This is a genomic window from Azospirillum sp. UFLA03-27 (genome assembly GCF_059803775.1).
In genome coordinates, this window is record NZ_JAUQTX010000130.1 from 1 (window position 1) to 18,799 (window position 18,799).

Annotated in this window: 11 protein-coding genes; 7 read left to right on the forward strand and 4 right to left on the reverse strand. The window is 68.5% G+C overall.

All coding sequences use genetic code 11. The features are described 5' to 3' along the window. On the reverse strand, nucleotides 1-1,727 hold a 1,727-nt coding region (locus Q4I23_RS19190; RefSeq protein ID WP_498527233.1), incomplete at its 3' end, for a pyruvate formate lyase family protein. 372 nt (nucleotides 1,728-2,099) lie between these two features. On the opposite strand from Q4I23_RS19190, the gene Q4I23_RS19195 reads away from it, so the two are divergent. Beyond that, complete coding sequence (locus Q4I23_RS19195; protein WP_498527234.1) at nucleotides 2,100-2,936, forward strand: MurR/RpiR family transcriptional regulator; 837 nt, start codon at nucleotides 2,100-2,102, stop codon at nucleotides 2,934-2,936. A 157-nt stretch (nucleotides 2,937-3,093) separates the two neighbouring features. Here the strand turns inward: Q4I23_RS19195 and Q4I23_RS19200 are convergent, their stop codons facing one another. Further along, the gene (locus Q4I23_RS19200) at nucleotides 3,094-6,246 is read right to left on the reverse strand and encodes an efflux RND transporter permease subunit (RefSeq protein WP_498527235.1); all 3,153 of its coding nucleotides are present in this window, start codon (nucleotides 6,244-6,246) and stop codon (nucleotides 3,094-3,096) included. A gap of 16 nt (nucleotides 6,247-6,262) precedes the next feature. Continuing rightward, the gene (locus Q4I23_RS19205; RefSeq protein ID WP_454020871.1) at nucleotides 6,263-7,447 is read right to left on the reverse strand and encodes an efflux RND transporter periplasmic adaptor subunit; all 1,185 of its coding nucleotides are present in this window, start codon (nucleotides 7,445-7,447) and stop codon (nucleotides 6,263-6,265) included. Between the two features lie 208 nt (nucleotides 7,448-7,655). Here Q4I23_RS19205 and Q4I23_RS19210 point away from each other — a divergent pair, with 208 nt between their 5' ends. From Q4I23_RS19210 to Q4I23_RS19220, 3 genes are all read left to right on the forward strand, one after another. Further along, nucleotides 7,656-8,381 (forward strand): TetR/AcrR family transcriptional regulator, encoded by a 726-nt coding sequence (locus Q4I23_RS19210; protein ID WP_454020870.1) that lies wholly within the window; start codon nucleotides 7,656-7,658, stop codon nucleotides 8,379-8,381. 117 nt (nucleotides 8,382-8,498) lie between these two features. Beyond that, on the forward strand, nucleotides 8,499-9,176 hold the full coding sequence (locus tag Q4I23_RS19215) for a TetR/AcrR family transcriptional regulator (RefSeq protein WP_454020869.1): 678 nt from the start codon (nucleotides 8,499-8,501) through the stop codon (nucleotides 9,174-9,176). A 144-nt stretch (nucleotides 9,177-9,320) separates the two neighbouring features. Continuing rightward, complete coding sequence (locus Q4I23_RS19220; RefSeq protein WP_498527240.1) at nucleotides 9,321-12,086, forward strand: hybrid sensor histidine kinase/response regulator; 2,766 nt, start codon at nucleotides 9,321-9,323, stop codon at nucleotides 12,084-12,086. 256 nt (nucleotides 12,087-12,342) lie between these two features. On the opposite strand, the gene Q4I23_RS19225 is transcribed toward Q4I23_RS19220, so the two are convergent. Then, nucleotides 12,343-14,868 (reverse strand): HWE histidine kinase domain-containing protein, encoded by a 2,526-nt coding sequence (locus tag Q4I23_RS19225; RefSeq protein ID WP_498527236.1) that lies wholly within the window; start codon nucleotides 14,866-14,868, stop codon nucleotides 12,343-12,345. A gap of 519 nt (nucleotides 14,869-15,387) precedes the next feature. Between Q4I23_RS19225 and pyk the strand changes: the two genes are divergently transcribed. The 3 genes from pyk to Q4I23_RS19240 all read left to right on the forward strand — a co-directional run bounded on the left by pyk (nucleotide 15,388) and on the right by Q4I23_RS19240 (nucleotide 18,707). Continuing rightward, complete coding sequence (gene pyk / locus Q4I23_RS19230; protein ID WP_498527237.1) at nucleotides 15,388-16,914, forward strand: pyruvate kinase; 1,527 nt, start codon at nucleotides 15,388-15,390, stop codon at nucleotides 16,912-16,914. A 67-nt stretch (nucleotides 16,915-16,981) separates the two neighbouring features. Continuing rightward, a complete protein-coding gene (gene pflA / locus Q4I23_RS19235; protein ID WP_498527238.1) occupies nucleotides 16,982-17,761 on the forward strand; it encodes a pyruvate formate-lyase-activating protein in 780 nt (259 codons plus the stop codon). A 28-nt stretch (nucleotides 17,762-17,789) separates the two neighbouring features. Then, nucleotides 17,790-18,707, forward strand: a complete 918-nt coding sequence (locus Q4I23_RS19240) for a formate/nitrite transporter family protein (protein ID WP_498527239.1) — start codon at nucleotides 17,790-17,792, stop codon at nucleotides 18,705-18,707. Nucleotides 18,708-18,799: the final 92 nt, after the last annotated feature.

Below are 18,799 nucleotides of genomic sequence, written 5' to 3' on the forward strand. Positions count from 1 at the left end.
TCGTTGTTGCCGAAGGCCGGATAGTCGCCCTCGATGACGAAGTCGGTGGCCAGCCCACGCTCGTCGCGCACCACCTTCACCGTGGCGTGCTTGATCGCCGACAGGCTGTCCGCGACCACGCTCAGGCCGGCGATGCCGCAGGCCATGGTGCGCAGCACGTCGCGGTCGTGCAGCGCCATCTCCAGCCGCTCGTACATGTACTTGTCGTGCATGAAGTGGATGGCGTTGAGCGTGTTCATGTAGGCGCGCGCCAGCCATTCCATCATCGGCAGCAGGCGGGCGACCACCGTGTCGTGATCGAGCACGTCGCCGGTGATCGGCGCGAAGGCCGGGCCGACCTGCTCGCCCGACACCTCGTCGCGGCCGCCGTTGATGGCGTAGAGCAGCGTCTTGGCGAGGTTGGCGCGGGCACCGAAGAACTGCATCTGCTTGCCGATGCGCATGGCCGAGACGCAGCAGGCGATGCCGTAGTCGTCGCCCCAGTAGGGCCGCATCAGGTCGTCGTTCTCGTACTGCACCGAGCAGGTCTTGATCGACGTCTCGGCGCAGAACTTCTTGAAGCCCTCCGGCAGGCTTTCCGACCACAGAACGGTCAGGTTCGGTTCCGGCGCCGGGCCGAGGTTGTTCAGGGTCTGGAGCATGCGGAAGCTGTTCTTCGTCACCAGCGTGCGCCCGTCGAGCGCCATACCGCCGATGCATTCCGTGACCCAGGTCGGGTCGCCGGAGAAGAGCTGGTCGTATTCCGGCGTGCGCAGGAAGCGGATGATGCGCAGCTTGGTCACGAACTGGTCGATCAGCTCCTGCGCCTCCTCCTCGGTCAGTTGCCCGTCGCGCAGGTCGCGCTCAACGTAGACGTCGAGGAAGCTGGAGACGCGGCCGAGCGACATGGCCGCCCCGTTGGCCTCCTTCACCGCCGCCAGATAGGCCAGATAGGTCCATTGCACCGCCTCGCGGGCGTTGGCCGCCGGGCGCGACACGTCGAAGCCGTAGGACTTGGCCATGGCGGCCAGCTCCTTCAGCGCCTTGATCTGCTCGGTGATCTCCTCGCGCAGGCGCAGCGTGTGCTCGTCGATGCGGTCCAGCTCAAGGCTCTTGTATTGCGCCTTCTTGTCCTCGATCAGGAAGGTCGCGCCGTAGAGCGCCAGCCGGCGGTAGTCGCCGATGATGCGGCCACGCCCGTAGGCGTCCGGCAGGCCGGTGATGACGCCCGACTTGCGGCAGCGCAGCATCTCGTCGGTGTAGACGTCGAAGACGCCGTCGTTGTGCGACTTGCGCAGGCCGGGGAAGACCTCCTCCAGCTTGGGCGAGGGCTTGAAGCCGTAGGCCTCCAGCCCGTTCTTGACCATCCGCCAGCCGCCGAAGGGCATGATCGCGCGCTTCAGCGGCTTGTCCGTCTGAAGCCCGACGACGAGTTCAAGCTCCCGGTCGATGTAGCCCGGCGCGTGGGCGGTGATCGAGCCGAAGACCTCCGTGTCGGCGTCGAGCACGCCGCCCTTGGCCGCGCGCTCCTCCTTCAGCAGGGCTGTGACCTTGTCCCACAGGGCCCTGGTCCGTCCGGTCGGGCCGGTCAGGAAGCGCGAATCCCCGGCGTAGGGATGGACGTTGCGGACGATGAAGTCGCGGACGTTGACCTCTTGCTGCCAGACGCCCGGAACGAAGCGGCGCCAGGGGCGCTCGGCTTGCTGTTCCGGGGTCTCGACGAGTCCGTCTCTCAGCAGGGTGTCCATGATGTCTCCTCACGAAAAGGCGTCTGGGCGGCACGCGCCGCGTCGCTGATCGACCCTGGAGGCCCCCCAGTGGAGGGGTCGGAAGACCGCCGGGCTCCGGTCGGAGCGGGAGCGGCGGTATGGCAACGGGCTGTGAAGCCGGCAGGGCCAAAAGTCATTCTGTAGTTTTGCTACATAGACCGGAACGGCGAGGCGCGCAAGGCAAAAGCGGTTGATTTTCCACGTTCTTTGATGAACTTACTGTGACGGAACGCCGCATCGTCGGCGGTCCCGGTATGTGGGACAGCGCAGCCGATAGCGCCCTTCTATCGGATCATGTAGTTTTACTATCCGTGCTACAGTGGTGGACCGACGGAACGGGGGGACAGGCCGATGCTGGCGAGGATCATGGCGGTGCGCGACGGGCTCCGGCCTTCGGAACGGAAGCTGGCGGACTGCGTCCTGGCCCAGCCGGGCGAGGTCATCACCCTGTCGATGGCCGACATGGCGGACCGCGCCGGGGTCAGCGAGCCGACCATCGCCCGCTTCTGCGGGGCGCTGGGCTGCAGCGGCTTCCGCGAGTTCAAGATCAAGCTGGCCCAGGACATCGCGGCGGGAATGCCCTTCATCGACCAGGAGGTCAGCCCGGACGACCGGGCGGCGGGCATCGCGGGCAAGGTGTTCGACCGCACCCTGGCAACCCTGATGCAAGTGCGCAACAACCTGTCGGCGGAGGCGGTGGACCGCGCCGCCGACCTGCTGGCCGGGGCGCGGCGGATCGAGTTCTACGGCTCCGGCAACTCCGGCACGGTGGCGCAGGACATCCAGCGCCGCTTTTTCCGGCTGGGCATCCCCACCGTCGCCTACAGCGACGCCCACGTCTATTTCGTGTCGGCCCTGTCGCTCGCCCCCGGCGACGCGGTGGTCGCCGTGTCCAGCTCGGGCGGTACCCGCGACATGCTGGAGGCCGTGCAGAACGCGCTGTCGTCCGGGGCCATGGTCGTCGCCATCACCCGCTCCGGCTCGCCGCTGGCGCAGCTCGCCACCGTCAGCCTGCTCGCCGACGTCGCGGAAGACTTCGACATCCACTCGCCCATGACGTCGCGCATCAGCCATCTGGTCCTCGGCGACATACTGTCGATTGCCGTGGCGCTGCGCAAAGGCGACGCCCTGCGGGAGCGGCTGGAGCGCCACAAGCAGGCGCTCAGCCGCCATCCCCGGGAGCAATAAATACTAGTATATCAGTTTGAGGGCAAGCTGCTCCGTGGGGCGCCGCACATCCTGTGTTGTTCTGCCGCAGCTCCCCCACGCAAAAGGCACCCGCACAGCAAAAAGCCCGGCCCCGTTTCCGGGACCGGGCTTTCCGCTTCCAGCCGCAGCCGAACCGTCAGTCTCCGGCGGGCACCGGCTCGGCACCCGGCGGGGGGTGGGCACCGGCACGCTTGCTGCCGAACAGACGATAGACCGCGACGAAGAAGGCCGGGACGAAGAGGATGGCCAGGACGGTGGCGGAGATCATGCCGCCCATCACGCCGACGCCGATGGCGTTCTGGCTTTCCGAGCCGGCGCCGCTGCTGGTCGCCAGCGGCAGAACGCCCAGCACGAAGGCCAGCGAGGTCATGATGATCGGGCGCAGGCGCTGGCGGCACGCCTCGATGGCGGCGTCCTTCAGCTCCATGCCCTCGTCGTACAGCGCCTTGGCGAACTCCACGATCAGGATGGCGTTCTTCGCCGACAGGCCGATGGTCGTCAGCAGGCCCACCTGGAAGTAGACGTCGCTCGGCAGACCGCGCAGCGTGGCGGCGAGCACGGCGCCGATGACGCCCAGCGGCACCACCAGGATGACCGACACCGGCACCGACCAGCTCTCGTAGAGCGCGGCCAGGCAGAGGAAGACGATCAGCATGGACAGGGCGTAGAGCGCCGGGGCCTGCGACCCGCTCAACCGCTCCTCGTAGGACAGGCCGGTCCATTCATAGCCGACGCCCGGCGGCAGCTTGGCCATCATCGCCTCCATCTCCTGCATCGCCTCGCCGGAACTGATGCCCGGTGCCGCGGAGCCCTGGATGTTGAGCGAGGACATGCCGTTGTACCGCTCCAGCTTCGGCGAACCGTAGGTCCATTGCGCCGTGGTGAAGGCGGAGAAGGGGACCATCTGCCCCATGGCGTTGCGCACGTACCAGCGGTCGACGTCGCTCGGCTGCATGCGGTAGGGGGCGTCCGCCTGGAGATAGACGCGCTTGACGCGCCCCCGGTCGATGAAGTCGTTGACGTAGGAGGAGCCCCAGGCCGCCGTCAGGGTCGTGTTGACGTCGGTCAGCGACAGGCCCAGCGCGCTGGCCTTCTCGCGGTCCACCGTCAGCTTGAACTGCGGCGTGTCCTCCAGGCCGTTCAGGCGGACGCCGACCAGCTTGGCGTTCTGCGCTGCGAGGCCCAGAAGCTGGTTGCGTGCCTGCATCAGCCGGTCGTGCCCGACGCCGCCGCGATCCACCAGCTGGAGGTCGAAGCCGGTGGCGTTGCCGAGCCCCGGAACCGAGGGCGGCATGAAGGCGAAGACCACCGCGTCCTTGGCCTTCGACAGGGCGCCCATGGCGCGGCCGGCGATGGCCGTCGGCTTGCGGTCTGCGGACTCGCGCTCGCTCCAGTCGCGCAGCCGGACGAAGGCCATGCCGGCGTTCTGGCCGCGGCCCGCGAAGTTGAAGCCGGCGATGGTGAACAGGCCCTCGACGCTGTCCTTCTCCTTCTCCAGGAAATAGGTCTCAACCTGCTTGGTGGTCTCCATCGTGCGCTCGATGCTGGCGTTCGGCGGAGCCGACCACAGCACGAACATGGTCCCGCGGTCCTCCTGCGGCAGGAAGGACGAGGGCATCTGGAGGAACAGGTAAGCCAGGCCGGCGACGATCAGCGCGTAGGCGATGCCGTAGCGCCCGAGCCGCGACACCGCCCCGCGCACGCCGGTCAGATAGACGCGGCTGCTGGCGTCGAAGCCGCGGTTGAACAGCCCGAAGAAGCCGCGCTTGGCGTGGCCGTGGCCCTTCGCCACCGGCTTCAGGATGGTCGCGCAGAGCGCCGGGGTCAGCACCAGGGCCACCAGCACCGACAGCGCCATGGCCGACACGATGGTCAGCGAGAACTGACGGTAGATGGCGCCGGCGGAGCCGCCGAAGAAGGCCATGGGGACGAACACGGCGGACAGCACCAGCGCGATGCCGATCAGCGCGCCGGTGATCTGGCCCATCGACTTGCGGGTTGCCTCGCGCGGGGGCAGCCCGTCCTCGCTCATCACGCGCTCGACGTTCTCCACCACGACGATGGCGTCGTCGACCAGCAGGCCGATGGCCAGCACCATGCCGAACATGGTCAGCGTGTTGATCGAGAAGCCGAACAGCGACAGCACGCCGAAGGTGCCGAGAAGCACCACGGGGACCGCGATGGTCGGGATCAGCGTCGCCCGGAAGTTCTGCAGGAACAGGTACATCACGGCGAAGACGAGGATGATCGCCTCGATCAGCGTCTTGACGACCTCGTGGATCGACAGCTCGACGAAGGGCGTCGTGTCGTAGGGGTAGATGACCTCCAGCCCTTCGGGGAAGAAGGCCGACAGCTCGGCGATGCGCGCCTTCACCGCCGCGGCGGTGTCCAGCGCGTTGGCCCCGGTCGCCAGCTTGACGCCCAGGCCCGCCGCTGGCTTGCCGTTGTAGCGGGCGGTGATCTCGTAGGTTTCCTGCCCGATCTCGATCCGCGCGACGTCGCGCAGCCGCACCTGGCCGCCGTCGGGATTGACGCGCAGCAGGATGGCGCCGAACTCCTCCGGCGTCTGCATGCGCGACTGCGCCATGATGGTGGCGTTGATGCGCTGGCCGGGGACCGCCGGGGCGCCGCCGAGCTGACCCGCCGACACCTGCGCGTTCTCCGCCTTGATGGCGTTGGTGACGTCGATGGTGGTGAGCTGGTGGCTGTTCAGCGCATCGGGGTCCAGCCAGATCCGCATGGCGTGCTGGGGGCCGAACACGGTGATGTCGCCCACACCCTCGACGCGGCTGATCGTGTCCTGGAGGTTGGAGGCCACATAGTCGGCGATGTCGCCCTGGCTCAGCCGCCCGTCGCTGGACACGAAGCCGGCGACCATCAGGAAGTCGTTGCCGGCCTTCGACACCTGGAGGCCGCGCTGCTGCACCTCCTGGGGCAGGAGCGGCACGGCGAGCTGGAGCTTGTTCTGCACCTGGACCTGGGCGATGTCCGGGTTGGCCTCCGGCTCGAAGGTCAGGGTGATGGTGACGTTGCCCGACGAATCGCTGTTCGAGGACATGTAGCGGAAGTGGTCGAGCCCGGTCATCTTCTGCTCGATGACCTGGGTGACCGTGTCCTCCAGCGTCTTCGCGGACGCGCCGGGGTAGCTGGCGGTGATGGACACCGTCGGCGGGGCGATCTTCGGGTATTGCTCGACGGGCAGGCCCAGGATCGCCAGACCGCCCGCCAGCATGATGACGATGGCGATGACCCAGGCGAAGACGGGCCGGTCGATGAAGTATTTCGACATGGATCGGTCCTCGGTCTCAGCGCGCCTGCGGTCCGGGCAGGGCCGCCACGGCGCTCTGCGCCGCCACCGGCTTGACCTCGCCCCCCGGCTTCACCTTCTGAAGCCCCTCGACCACGATTCGCTCACCCGCCTTCAGACCGTCGGAGACCAGCCAGGCGTTGTTGATCGCCCGCTCGGTCTTGATGGTGCGCGGATTGACCTTGTTGTCGTCGCCGACGACCCAGACGCGGGCCGAGCCGTCCGGACCGCGCTGAACCGCCTCCTGCGGCACGGCGAGCGCGTTCTCGGCCACGCCCTGCTCGACGCGGGCGCGCACGAACAGGCCGGGCAGCAGTTCCTGGTTCGGGTTCGGGAACACCGCGCGGAGCTGGACCGAGCTGGTGCCCGGATCGACCGACACGTCGGAGAACTGAAGCTCGCCACGCTGGGGATAGGGGGCCTCCGCCGCGTGCAGGAACAGCGAGACGGGAATCTTGCCGGGCTCGGCCGGGCGGATGCGCCCGCTCTCCATGTCCTGGCGGAGCTGCATGAGCTGCGAGGCGGTCTGGGTCACGTCCACATAGATCGGGTCGAGCTGCTGGACGGTGGCGAGCGCCGTCGCCTGGTTGGCGGTGACCAGCGCGCCTTCCGTCACGGCGGACTTGCCGATGCGGCCGGAGATGGGGGCGAAGACCTTGGTGTAGTCCAGGTTGATGCGCGCGAGATTGTAGGCAGCCTTGGCGGCGGCGAGCTGCGCCTCGTTCTGCTTCAGCGCGGCCATGGCGTCGTCGTAGTCCTGCTTGCTGACGACGCTGTTCTTGACGAGGTCGTTGTAGCGGCCGGCCTTGTTGCGGGCGGCCTGCAGGTTGGCCTCCGCCTTCTGGATGTCGGCCTGGGCGACGGCGAGGTTGGCCTCGTAGGTGGCCGGGTCGATCTGATAGAGCTGGTCGCCCGCCTTGACGTCGCTCCCCTCCGTGAAGAAGCGCTTCAGCACGATGCCGCTGACCTGCGGGCGGATCTCCGCCACGCGGAAGGCCGCGGTGCGGCCCGGCAGTTCAGTGGTGACCGACAAGCTCTGCGGCTGGATGGTGGCCACCGCAACCTCCGCCGGTCCGGGCGCCGGCTGGCCCCCGGCGGCGTGCTTCTTGTCCTGGCAGGCACCCAGCACCACGGTCAGGGAGGCCGCCACGGCAAGAGACAGAAATGCGTTCCTGTTGAACATCCGTTCCTCGTGAAAACGCCGTGATGCGGCGATGAAATGTCCTAATGAGCCGGGGATATCCCACATTCCGCCCGGCTTTTTCGGGACCGGCGGAAAAGGCCGGTGCGCGCGGACGGTGCGAAATGACCCCTTTATTCGTACTGTCTCATACAGTACACTGTACCGGACGATACATTCAGAACGACCGTTCGCGCAAGGGGGAACCGCAATGCCCGACAAGGGGGCATCCACACCGCTCCAAGGCGGAATCGCTGGGGGCGGAATCGCCGGGAGCAGCATCGCCAGCCTCGGCATCAACAGCTTCGACACGCCCGGCTGCGGCCCGCGCGGCCAGGCGCGCTGTCGGGCGCTGCTCGACGCGGCGGCGGCGCTGTTCGTGGAGAAGGGATTCGCGCTGACCTCGCTGTCCGACATCCTGCGGCAGGCCGGCGGGTCGCGCACCACGCTCTACGAGCATTTCGGCGACAAGGAGGGGCTGTTCCGCGCGGTGATGGAGCGCCACTGCGACCGCGTGCTGGAGGAGATGTCGGCCATGCACACCGCCGGCCCGGCGGCGATGGCGGAAGAACTGGAAGAGAACCTCTACCGCGTCGGTCTGCACATCGCCGGCACGCTGACCATGCCGGAAACCACCGCCATCCTGCGCATCCTGGTGTCGGAGGGGGCGCGCATCCCCGATATCGCCCAGGCCTTCTTCCAGGTCGGTCCGGAGAAGACCATCGGCTGGCTCGCCGACTGTTTCCGCGAATTGACGGAGGCCGGCCGCCTGCGCGTCGACGATCCGGAGGGGGCCGCCCACGCCTTCATCGGCATGGTGGTCGGGGATCTGCTGACCAAGCGGCTGATCCTTCCGGACGAACCCGTCTCCATGGAGGAATTGGAGCGTTACGTCCGCCAGTCCGTCCGGTTGTTCCTCGCGGGGACGCGGCCCTGACCCGAATGGAGAGCGGCGTATTGCCGTCTTGCCAGTGGGGGCGGCAACGGTCATAGCTCCCGCGACGATGCATGCGCTGGTGGCAGCGGTTGCTCCCAGCGCCTAAGGAAAAAACCGATGGACCGGGGAAACGCCAGGGAATTGACGGACAGGACGACGGACAAGGACGCATCCACGGTCGGCCCGCGCGGCCGGGCGCGCCGGCAGGCCCTGCTCGACGCCGCGGCGGCGCTGTTCGTCGAGAAGGGCTTCGAGAAGACCACGCTGACCGACATCATCGGCCGGGCCGGCGGCTCCCGCGCCACCCTCTACGAGCATTTCGGCGACAAGGAGGGGCTGTTCCGCGCGATGATGGAGGAGAACAGCGCCCGCATCCAGGAAGGGCTCGCCGCCATCCAGGCGGACGAGCGGGCAGCGCCGGAGGACGGGTTGACCCGCTTCGCCCTGCACCTCGTCGCGGCGCTGTTCGACGACCGCACCATGGCCATCGTCCGCGTGCTGGTGTCGGAGGGTGGACGCATCCCCGACATCGCCGCAGCCTTCTTCCGCATCGGCCCGGAAACCGCCCAGCGGCGGCTGGCCGACTATCTGGCGCGGCAGACCGCCGCCGGCGCCCTGTGCGTCGCGGAGCCGGAGGTGGCCGCCCGCGGCTTCATCGGCATGATCAGCGGCAACATCCTGCTGCGCCGCCTGATCCTGCCGGAACAATCCCTTTCCATGGAGGAGACGGAGCGTTACGTCGGACGGGCCGTCGCCCTCTTCCTGACGGGCGCCCGCCCCATTGCGAAGCACTGACCTTGGGCTGAGGACGGCACGGCCGGGCGAGGAAAGCGTTAGGACCGAAGGACAGGCGCTGCAACATACTGCGGTATGTTAGGGTTCACACGATCGCTTCCTTCATCCCATCGGCCCCCCGGGCCGGGACGGTCGATCGTGTCCATGGTTCGCTGGCTTCTGCTGCTCGTCTTCACCCTGGCCCCGCTGATCGGGTTCGAGGTCTATTCCCACACCCGGCTGCGGGCGGAGCGGGAAGCCGAACTCGGTCAGGAGGCGTTGCGTCTGCTCGACCTGATCCAGACCGAACAGCAGCGGATCGTCGACGACATCGAACACATCCTGGTCACGCTGGCGGAGGCGGACATCGCCGGTCCGGCCTGCCAGGAGACGATGGAGCGGCTTCACCAGCGCCTGCCCAGCTATCTGACGCTGGGCTTCGCCGACCGATCGGGGACCGTCCTGTGCTCCACCGACCAAAGGACCGTCGGGACCGGAAGCGCCGACCAGCCGCAGATTCGTCAGGCCCTGACGACCGGCCTCTTCTCGGTGGGGGAATATGTCGCCACCGAGGGGCCGCGCCACCGCGTTCTGCCCTTCGCCCTACCCTATGCACGCGGCAGCGCGAGCGGCGGGCAAAGCGATGGAACCCAGCCGGCGGTCGTCACCGCCCTGCTCGACCTCGACTGGCTGCGCCAGTATCAGGCGCGCAAGCCCCTGCCGCCGAACGTGACGGTCCTTCTGGCCGACCGCGCCGGCACCGTCCTCGTCCGCGTTCCGGACCTCCAGGGAATTGTCGGCCGGCCGCTTCCCGAGCGGCTCGGCCTGTTGCTCAGCGGCGCGGAGACGGCGACGGCGCTGACCGAGGGGGTGGACGGGGTGCCCCGCGTCACCGCCTACTCGCCGCCCGGCGCCAACGGCAGCGGTCTCGCCGTCGCCGTGGGGATCGACCGGGCCGCCGCGCTGCGCACCGTCGACGTGGCCACCCTGTGGTCGTGGTTCCCCTTCCTGCTCATCCTGCTGCTCACCCTGACCGGAACCGCCTGGGCCATCGGGCGCCTGACCCGCCAGCGCGAAACGGAGCGGTCACTGCTGAAGGCGGTGCTGGAGCATCTGCGCGCCGGCGTGGTTGTGGCGGAGGCGCCCACCGGACGGGTGATCCTGCACAACAGTGCGGCGGAACGGCTGATCGGCCAGCCTCTGGGCCGGATCGACCGCATCGAGGACTATCCCCGCCCCTTCACCGGCGGCCCTTCGGAGGGCTCGTTGGAACTGCCGCTGGTCCGCGCCCTGCGCGACGGCGCGGTGGTGCGGCAGGAGGAATTGCGCCGCGACACCCCTGCCGGTCCCATCACCTGTCTGGCCGATGCCGAGCCGGTGCGCGATCCCGATTGCCGCATCACCCTGGCCGTCGTCACCCTGACCGACATCACCGAGCGCAAGGCCGGCGAGGAAGCCCTGCGGCGGAGCGAGACCCGCTTCCGCGAGCTGGTCGAGAACACCCCGGTGATGATGTGGATCAACCGGCCGGACGGCGGACGGGAATACTACAACGCCGCCTGGCGCTCCTACACCGGGCGCAGCCTGGAGCAGGGGGAGCGCTGGTCCTACATCCACCCGGCCGACTACCCCCGGCTGCTCGACAGCCGCGAGCGCGGCATCGCCGCCGGCGAGTCCTACGGATTCGACGTGCGCATGCAGCGCCACGACGGGGTTTACCGGTGGCACGTCTGCCGGATCAACCCGATGCGCCAGAACGGGCAGATCATCGCCTGGGTCGGCACCGCGGTGGACGTGCACGACAGCCGGATGGCCCGCGAGGCGGCGGAGCAGGCCGACCGCTCCAAGAGCCGCTTCCTGGCCGCCGCCAGCCACGATCTGCGCCAGCCCATGCAGTCCATGTTCTTCTTCGCCGAGGCGCTGCACAGCCACGTCCACTCCCCGCGCGGGCGCGACGCCCTGGCGATGCTGGAGCGCGGGATGGAGACGCTGAAGGGCCTGCTCGACAGCCTGCTGGACGTCTCGCAGTTGGACGCCGGGGTGATCGAGCCGCGGATCGAGGACGTTTCCGTCAAGCCGCTGCTCGACGACATCGGGTCCTCCTACGCCCCGGTCGCCGCCGCCAAGGGCCTGGATCTCCAAGTGGTCAACCACCACGACCTGACCGTGCGCAGCGACCGCAACCTGCTGGGGCGCATGGTCCGCAATCTGGTGGAGAACGCCATCCGCTACACGGAGCGCGGGGTGATCCGCCTGGAATGCCACCCCCTGGACGGCCACGCCGGCATCCAGGTCCGCGACACCGGAATCGGCATCTCCGGCGAGCAGATGTCCTGGATCTTCGAGGAGTTCTATCAGGTCGGCAATCCCGAGCGGGACCGCAACCAGGGGCTCGGCCTCGGCCTCGCCATCGTGCAGAAGCTGTCGGCCCTGCTCGGCCACCCGGTGGAGGTCCGCTCCGAACTCGGCAAGGGGTCGGTGTTCCGCATCTCCGTGCCGCTCGGCGACGCTGCGGAAAGCCCGGCTCCGGTTCTTCCGCCCCGCGAAACGGAGCGCGGGCGGCTGGCCGTCCTGATCGACGACGACGCCATCGTCCTGATGGGGCTGCGCTCGATCTTCCAGGACTGGGGCTACGACACCATCGTCGCCTCATCCACTGAGGAGGCGCTGGACCGCCTGCGGGCGGCGGGGCGGCGGCCCGACGTGATGGTCGCCGACTACCGTCTGCGCGAGCACAAGGTGGGCACCGAGGCCATCCTGAAGATCCGCGAACTGGCCGGGGTGCCGGTCCCCGCCGTCCTGCTGACCGGCGATTCCGGCCCCGACGTGATGCAGGAGGCCGAACGGCACGGGATCGGCGTGATGTTCAAGCCGGTCACCGCCCGCCTGCTCCAAGAGGCACTGACCCGCCAGACCGGCACCGCCGCGTGAGGGCTCGACCCGGTTGACCGTCTGGGCGCGGCAACCGGGGAGGTGTTGCCTGTTGGATGACAACAGATTTTACACGGATTTCGCGGATTCAGGCACGGATGACACGGATCGTTTAATATTGGCCTGCTCAGGAAGCACTGTTCGAGAAGCCAACACCGGGCAAGCATCAAAGAGAATCCGTGTCATCCGTGTTCAGATCTGTGAAATCCGTGAAGACCCTGTCGCCCCCGAGAATCCCGAACTCCGGCGAGACGCGCTACAGCCCCCGCACCGTCTGGAGCCCCCGCCGCACCTGCTCCGAATCATAGGGCTTGCGCAGGACCAGCATGTCGCGGAACTCCTCCGGGAAGATCGCGGACTCGCCATAGCCGGTGGCGAACAGGAAGGGGATGCCCAGCTCGCGCAGCCGCTCCGCCACCGGGAAGGAGGTCTCGGTTCCCAGATTGACGTCGAGAAGCGCCATGCCCGGCGGATCGTCGGCGATGGCGACCAGAGCCTGGCGGACGCTTGCCACCGTCTCCACGCGCTCGGCGCCCAGCTTCAGCAGCATGTCCTCCGCGCTCATCGCGATGATCATATTGTCCTCCAGCAGCAGCACCGTCCCGCCCAGCGGAATGTCCGCCGCCGCGCAGGGTGTCACCGCCGCTTCGATCACCGCCGCCGGGCGTTCAGGCGCCAAGCTGACGTGGATGGCCGGTATGGTGAAGCGCGCCTTCAGCCCGGCCAGGGCGTAGGTCACCGTCGCCTCGCCCTTCAGCTCGTGCGGGATCGAACGCTCGATGATGGTGGTGCCGAAGCCCTGGCGCGTCGGCGCCTGCACCGGCGGGCCGCCGCTTTCCTCCCAGCAGAGTTCCAGCGCGTCCCGGTCGTCAAGGCTCCAATGGACCTTCACCCGGCCGCCGCTGTCGGCGAAGGCGCCGTATTTGGCAGCGTTGGTCACCAGCTCGTGCATGATCAGCGCCATCACCGACAGGGCCGGCGGCGACAGCAGCACCTCCGGCCCCGACAGGACCACCCGCTCCGCCCGGTTGCCCAGATAGGCGTCGACCTCCGCCGCGATCAGGGGACGCAGGGGAGACGGTTTCCAGTTCTCCGCCGTCAGCTGGTCGTGCGCCCGCGCCAGCGCCTGGATGCGCCCGCCGACGATCTCCGCGAACTCCTCGACACGGGTGACCCCGGCCCGGCTCTGGGCCAGCAGCGCACGGACGAGGCTGAGGATGTTGCGGACCCGGTGGTTCAGCTCGGCGATCAGCAGCTCCTGCCGCTCGCGGGCTGTCCGGCGCTCCTCCTCCGCTTGGTCGGCCAGCCGCAGCACCACCTCCATCAACGTGATCCGCAGGGAGTCGGCGATGCGCAGGTCGGCCTCCGTCCAGGGTTCCGACTGCCCGTGCACCGTCTCCTTCCACGCCTCGAAGCTCTTGCGCGGGGTCAGCCGCTGCCCGTTGGGGCCGGCTTCCACGGGCTTGTCCGGGTTGCCGGCCCAGGTGACGGTGCGGACCGACTCCTTGCGGAAGAAGATGATGTAGTCGCGCGGCTTGCGCGATACCGGGATGGCCAGCATGCCGGCGGCGCGCTCGGCGAAGTCCACACCGGGCTGGTGGACCTGCCCGATCTCGCTGGTGGCGAAGACGCGGCTGGCGTGCGCGCGGTTGAGCATGCGCACCAGCCCGAGCAGCTCCTCCGGCGTTGGGGTGCTGCCGTCCACAAGGGTCTGGCCGCCCAGCACGATGGCGAAGCCGTCACTGCGGATGTAGTGGCCGACCTCGCCGCGCAACCGCTCCAGATTCTCCATGGAGGTGGCGCCATCGGCCATCACCGCCATGATGCGGGTGTGGAGCAGGTGCGCCTTGGCCTCGTAGGCCTCTTCGCGGTCGCGTTCGACGCCCTCCAGAAGAAAGGAAAACATCTGGCCGTACAGCTCCGCCGCCGTGCGCCGCTCCAGCGACAGCCGACGCGGCACCATGTTGTGGCAGGCGAACAGGCCCCACAGCTTGCCGCGGCGCAGGATCGACACCGACAGCGAGGCCGCGACGCCCATGTTGCGCAGATACTCGCAATGGATGGGCGACACGCTGCGCAGGACGCTCATCGACAGGTCGAGCGGTTCGCCCTCCGGTCCGACCGGCGGCAGGATGGCGGCGGGCGGTGCGTCCACGTCGTTGATGCAGCGCAGCCAGTTCCGCTCGTACAGCGCGCGGGCCTGTTTCGGGATGTCCGAGGCCGGGTAGCGCAGCCCCAGATAGGAGGGCATGCCGCGCACCGCGGATTCCGCGATCACCTCGCCCGCGCCGTCACGGCCGAAGCGGTAGATCATCACCCGGTCGAAGCCGGTCAGCGACCGCAACTGCCGCGCCGCTTCCCGGCAGCAGGCGTCGAAGTCGGCGGTGCGCTGGAGTCGTCCGATCATCGCGCGGACCATGGAGCCAACGTCCAGCTCGCCATCCGGCTCGCTCGGCTCCGCCTCGATGATGATCGACTGCCCGGACAGATGGACCGCGATGTCCAGCGGCAGCGCGTTGGCCGACAGCTTCAGGCGGAAGGCACGCTCCACCGATCCGTTGATGAGGGAGAGCTGGAGCCGTCCGCGGATGGCGTGCAGCGCTTCCTCCTCCATCACCCCGGTCAGGGGAAGCCCCAGCAGAGCGTCGGGCTCCACCCCCAGCCATGCCCCGATGTTGGACGAGGCGTGCTTGACGATCCAATCCGTCGACAGCGCGATCAGGAATCCGCTTGGTTGGATGGACCCGACGAGATGGATCGGCTCCCGGTCGCAATTGCTCAAGTCTACGCCACCGTTCATAGCCGCACCGCCCGCGTCATTCAGCCACCATCGTCATTGTTCCGGCGTTCCTCAAATTTGTCCCATGCATCCGGATGGACCGATGATTTGCCGATCCCTTGGCTTAATCCATGCCAACACACCGAAGCGGTCTTAAAGCACGTCGTGTCGGTAAAATAATCCAAAATCGAAGGGGGTCCAATACCATCCACCTCGGCAAAAAGCCCTACACGCCGGTCGATCCATTGGGCGGGGGCGCCTGCGGCATTTTGGCCGAAAGGCCGCTTTGCTCGGCGAAACGGGCTTGCCTTTCAATCTGATATACTAGTATTTTATTTTGCGAAGGACAGACGCGCAGCCCGGCCGGCCCAAGCCCGCCCGTGCCGCGAGCGCATCCCCAAGAACCGCACCGACCGCCGCGCGCCGCTCCCGTCACGCCGGCCCTGGCGCGGCGGTCTTACCGATGAACGCCCGCGCGCCGCGCCCACTGTCCCCGCCCTCTTTTGCGGAGCCCGTTTCGATATGACCGCCTCCACCTCCCCGATCCGCCGCTTCCGGCAGACGAAGATCGTCGCCACGCTGGGTCCGTCCTCCTCCTCGCCGGAGATGATCCGCGCGCTGTTCGAGGCGGGCGTCGACGTCTTCCGCCTGAACTTCAGCCACGGCTCCCACGACGACCACGGCGCCCGCGTGCGCGCCATCCGCGCCTTGGAGCGCGAGCTGGAACGGCCCATCGCCATCATGGCCGACCTCCAGGGGCCAAAGCTGCGGCTCGGCCGCTTCGCCGACGGTTCGGTGGAGCTGACGGTGGGCCAGCCCTTCCGCCTCGACCTCTCCGCCGAGCCGGGCGACGCCACCCGCGTCGGCATGCCCCACCCGGAGATCTTCGCCGCCCTGCGCCCCGACACCGACCTGCTGCTCGACGACGGCAAGGTGCGGCTGCGCATCGTCGCGTGCAGCCCGGACCACGCCGACACCGTCGTCGTGGCCGGAACGAAGCTGTCCGACCGCAAGGGCGTGAACGTGCCCGACGTTCTGCTGCCGCTGTCGCCGCTGACCGCCAAGGACCGCGCCGACCTCGTCTTCGCGCTCGACCAGGAGGTGGACTGGGTGGCGCTGTCCTTCGTGCAGCGTCCCGAGGACGTGGCGGAGGCGCGCAAGCTGATCGCCGGGCGCGCCGCCCTGCTGTCCAAGCTGGAGAAGCCGCTGGCCATCCAGCATCTGGAACGCATCGTCGAGCTGTCCGACGGCGTGATGGTCGCCCGCGGCGACCTTGGCGTGGAAATGCCGCCGGAGGACGTGCCGAGCATCCAGAAGCGGATCATCCGCGAGGCGCGCAAGGCCGGCAAGCCGGTGATCGTCGCCACCCAGATGCTCGAATCGATGATCGGCGCCCCGGCCCCGACCCGCGCCGAGGCGTCGGACGTCGCCACCGCCGTCTTCGACGGCGCCGACGCGGTGATGCTGTCGGCGGAGACCGCGTCGGGCGCCTACCCCATCGAGGCGGTGTCGATGATGGACCGCATCGCCCGCCGGGTCGAGCATGACGACCTCTACCGCACGATGATGGACGCCCAGCACGCCGACCCGCAGGAGACGGCGGCCGACGCCATCACCGCGGCGGCGCGGCAGGTCGCCCACACCATCCACGCGGCTGCGATCGTCACCTATACCACCAGCGGCTCCACCACCCTGCGCGCCGCCCGCGAACGGCCGGAGGTGCCGATCCTCTGCCTGACCGCGACCGTCGCCGCCTCGCGCCGTCTGGTGCTGGCCTACGGCGTGCACAGCGTGCTGACCGAGGACATCCAGAACTTCTCCGACATGGTGCACAAGGCGACCCGCATCGCCTACGCCCACGGTCTGGCGGAGGACGGGCAGCGTCTGGTCATCACCGCGGGCGTGCCCTTCGGGATGCCGGGCTCGACCAACATCCTGCGCATCGCCTGGGTGGAGCGCCCCGTCCTTCCGGCCGGAGGATACACGCAGCACGCGCAAGAATCTCGGTCAGATCAATTGACCCCGGTCATGGCCGACGCCGGGGCCTGACATAGGATGGCACACAGCGCCGGGCCCGCAATGAAGCGGGCACCGGCGCCCATTCACGAGGTGCCTCATGCTCAGCCCGATTACCCCCCAACCCGCGCACGCCGCCGGGACGGGCGCATCGGTCCGCGGCTGGGTCCATTCGGTGGAAACGGGCGGCACGGTCGATGGGCCGGGTTTGCGCTACGTCCTGTTCCTGGCCGGATGCCCGTTGCGCTGCCAGTACTGCCACAACCCCGACACCCGCCACATGCACGACGGGTCGCCGGCCCAGTCCTCGGACGTGCTGGCCGACATCGCCACCTACGCCGATTTCCTGCACCGCGCCCATGGCGGCCTGACCATCAGCGGCGGCGAGCCGCTGGTCCAGCCGGAATTCTGCGCGGCCATCTACCGCGGCGCCAAGCAGCTCGGCCTGCACACCGCGTTGGACACCTCGGGCTTCCTCGGCAGCCACGCCGACGACCATCTGCTGGCCGACGTCGATCTGGTGCTGCTGGACATCAAGGCGTTCAAGGAAGCCACCTACCGCGCGGTGACCGGCGTGCCGCTGCGCCCGACCCTGGAATTCGCCGAGCGGCTGTCCGCGATGCGCAAGTCGATCTGGCTGCGCTACGTGCTGGTTCCCGGCCTGACCGACCATCTCGACGAGATCGAGGGCTTGGCGGAATTCGCCGCCGGCCTGGAGGTGGTCGAGCGGGTGGACGTCCTGCCCTTCCACAAGATGGGCGAGTTCAAATGGAAGCAGCTCGGCCTGCCCTACGCGCTGGCCAACACCGAACCTCCCCCGCCGGAGCTGACCGAGCGGGTGCGCGGCATCTTCCGGACGCAGGGCCTCAAGGTCGTGTGAGACGCCGTACGAGACGAGGAGCACCTTTATGGACACGCATTCCCTTCCGGAGGCGAACGCACACGCCTCCCAGGCCGCCTCCCCGGCCGTCGCCCCGCCTGCCTCCTCCCTCGACGCGCTGATGCCCGACGCCATCGCGCTCGCGGCGGAGAATCTGGGCGTCAAGAAGGCCAACTACGACGGCGCGACGCTGTTCGCCCTGGCCGTCCTGGCCGGCGCCTTCATCGCGCTGGGCGGGCTGTTCGCTACCGTCGCCATGTCGGGGGCGGAGGGCATGCTGCCCTACGGGGTGACCCGGCTGCTCGGCGGTCTGGTCTTCTCGCTCGGGCTGATCCTGGTCATCGTCGGCGGCGCGCAGCTCTTCACCGGCGACGCGCTGATGGTGATGGCCTGGGCCAGCGGGCGGGTGAAGACCGGGCGGATGCTCCAGGTCTGGACCATGGTGTGGCTCGGCAACTTCGTCGGCGCCGCCGGCACGGCGCTGCTGGTCTTCCTGTCCGGACAGTACGCCTTCGGCCACGGGGCGGTGGGTGCCTCGGCGCTCTACTTCGCCACGGCCAAGGCCGGGCTGCCCGCCGGACAGGCCTTCTTCCTGGGCATCCTGTGCAACGTGCTGGTCTGTCTGGCGGTGTGGCTGGCGCTCGGCGCGCGCAGCGTGACCGACAAGATCATGGCGATCGTCTTCCCGGTCAGCGCCTTCGTCGCCGCAGGCTTCGAGCACTGCGTGGCCAACATGTATTTCGTGCCGCTGGGCCTGCTGATCGAATGGGGCGCCCCCGCCTCCTTCTGGGCCGACCTGGGCCGCGCCGCGCCGGTCATTCCGGTCGGGCAGTTCCTGCTGAACCTCGCCGCGGTGACGCTGGGCAACTGGTTCGGCGGAGCGGTGCTGGTCGGCGCCGTCTACTGGTTCATCTACCGACGTCCGAGCCGCCGCACGGCGCATTAGACGCCGGCTCTTGCCCCCTCCCTAACCCTCCCCCGCTTCGCAGGGGAGGGGCTGTCTCTTATACACATCTGACGCTGCCGACGATTATACGC

Bases quoted from the DNA above. Each gene is read 5' to 3' on its own strand.
- Q4I23_RS19195 (WP_498527234.1), top strand. From the start codon at position 2,100: ATGCTGGCGAGGATCATGGCGGTGCGCGACGGGCTCCGGCCTTCGGAA.
- Q4I23_RS19200 (WP_498527235.1), bottom strand. From the start codon at position 6,246: ATGTCGAAATACTTCATCGACCGGCCCGTCTTCGCCTGGGTCATCGCC.
- Q4I23_RS19205 (WP_454020871.1), bottom strand. From the start codon at position 7,447: ATGTTCAACAGGAACGCATTTCTGTCTCTTGCCGTGGCGGCCTCCCTG.
- Q4I23_RS19210 (WP_454020870.1), top strand. From the start codon at position 7,656: ATGCCCGACAAGGGGGCATCCACACCGCTCCAAGGCGGAATCGCTGGG.
- Q4I23_RS19215 (WP_454020869.1), top strand. From the start codon at position 8,499: ATGGACCGGGGAAACGCCAGGGAATTGACGGACAGGACGACGGACAAG.
- Q4I23_RS19220 (WP_498527240.1), top strand. From the start codon at position 9,321: ATGGTTCGCTGGCTTCTGCTGCTCGTCTTCACCCTGGCCCCGCTGATC.
- pyk (WP_498527237.1), top strand. From the start codon at position 15,388: ATGACCGCCTCCACCTCCCCGATCCGCCGCTTCCGGCAGACGAAGATC.
- pflA (WP_498527238.1), top strand. From the start codon at position 16,982: ATGCTCAGCCCGATTACCCCCCAACCCGCGCACGCCGCCGGGACGGGC.
- Q4I23_RS19240 (WP_498527239.1), top strand. From the start codon at position 17,790: ATGGACACGCATTCCCTTCCGGAGGCGAACGCACACGCCTCCCAGGCC.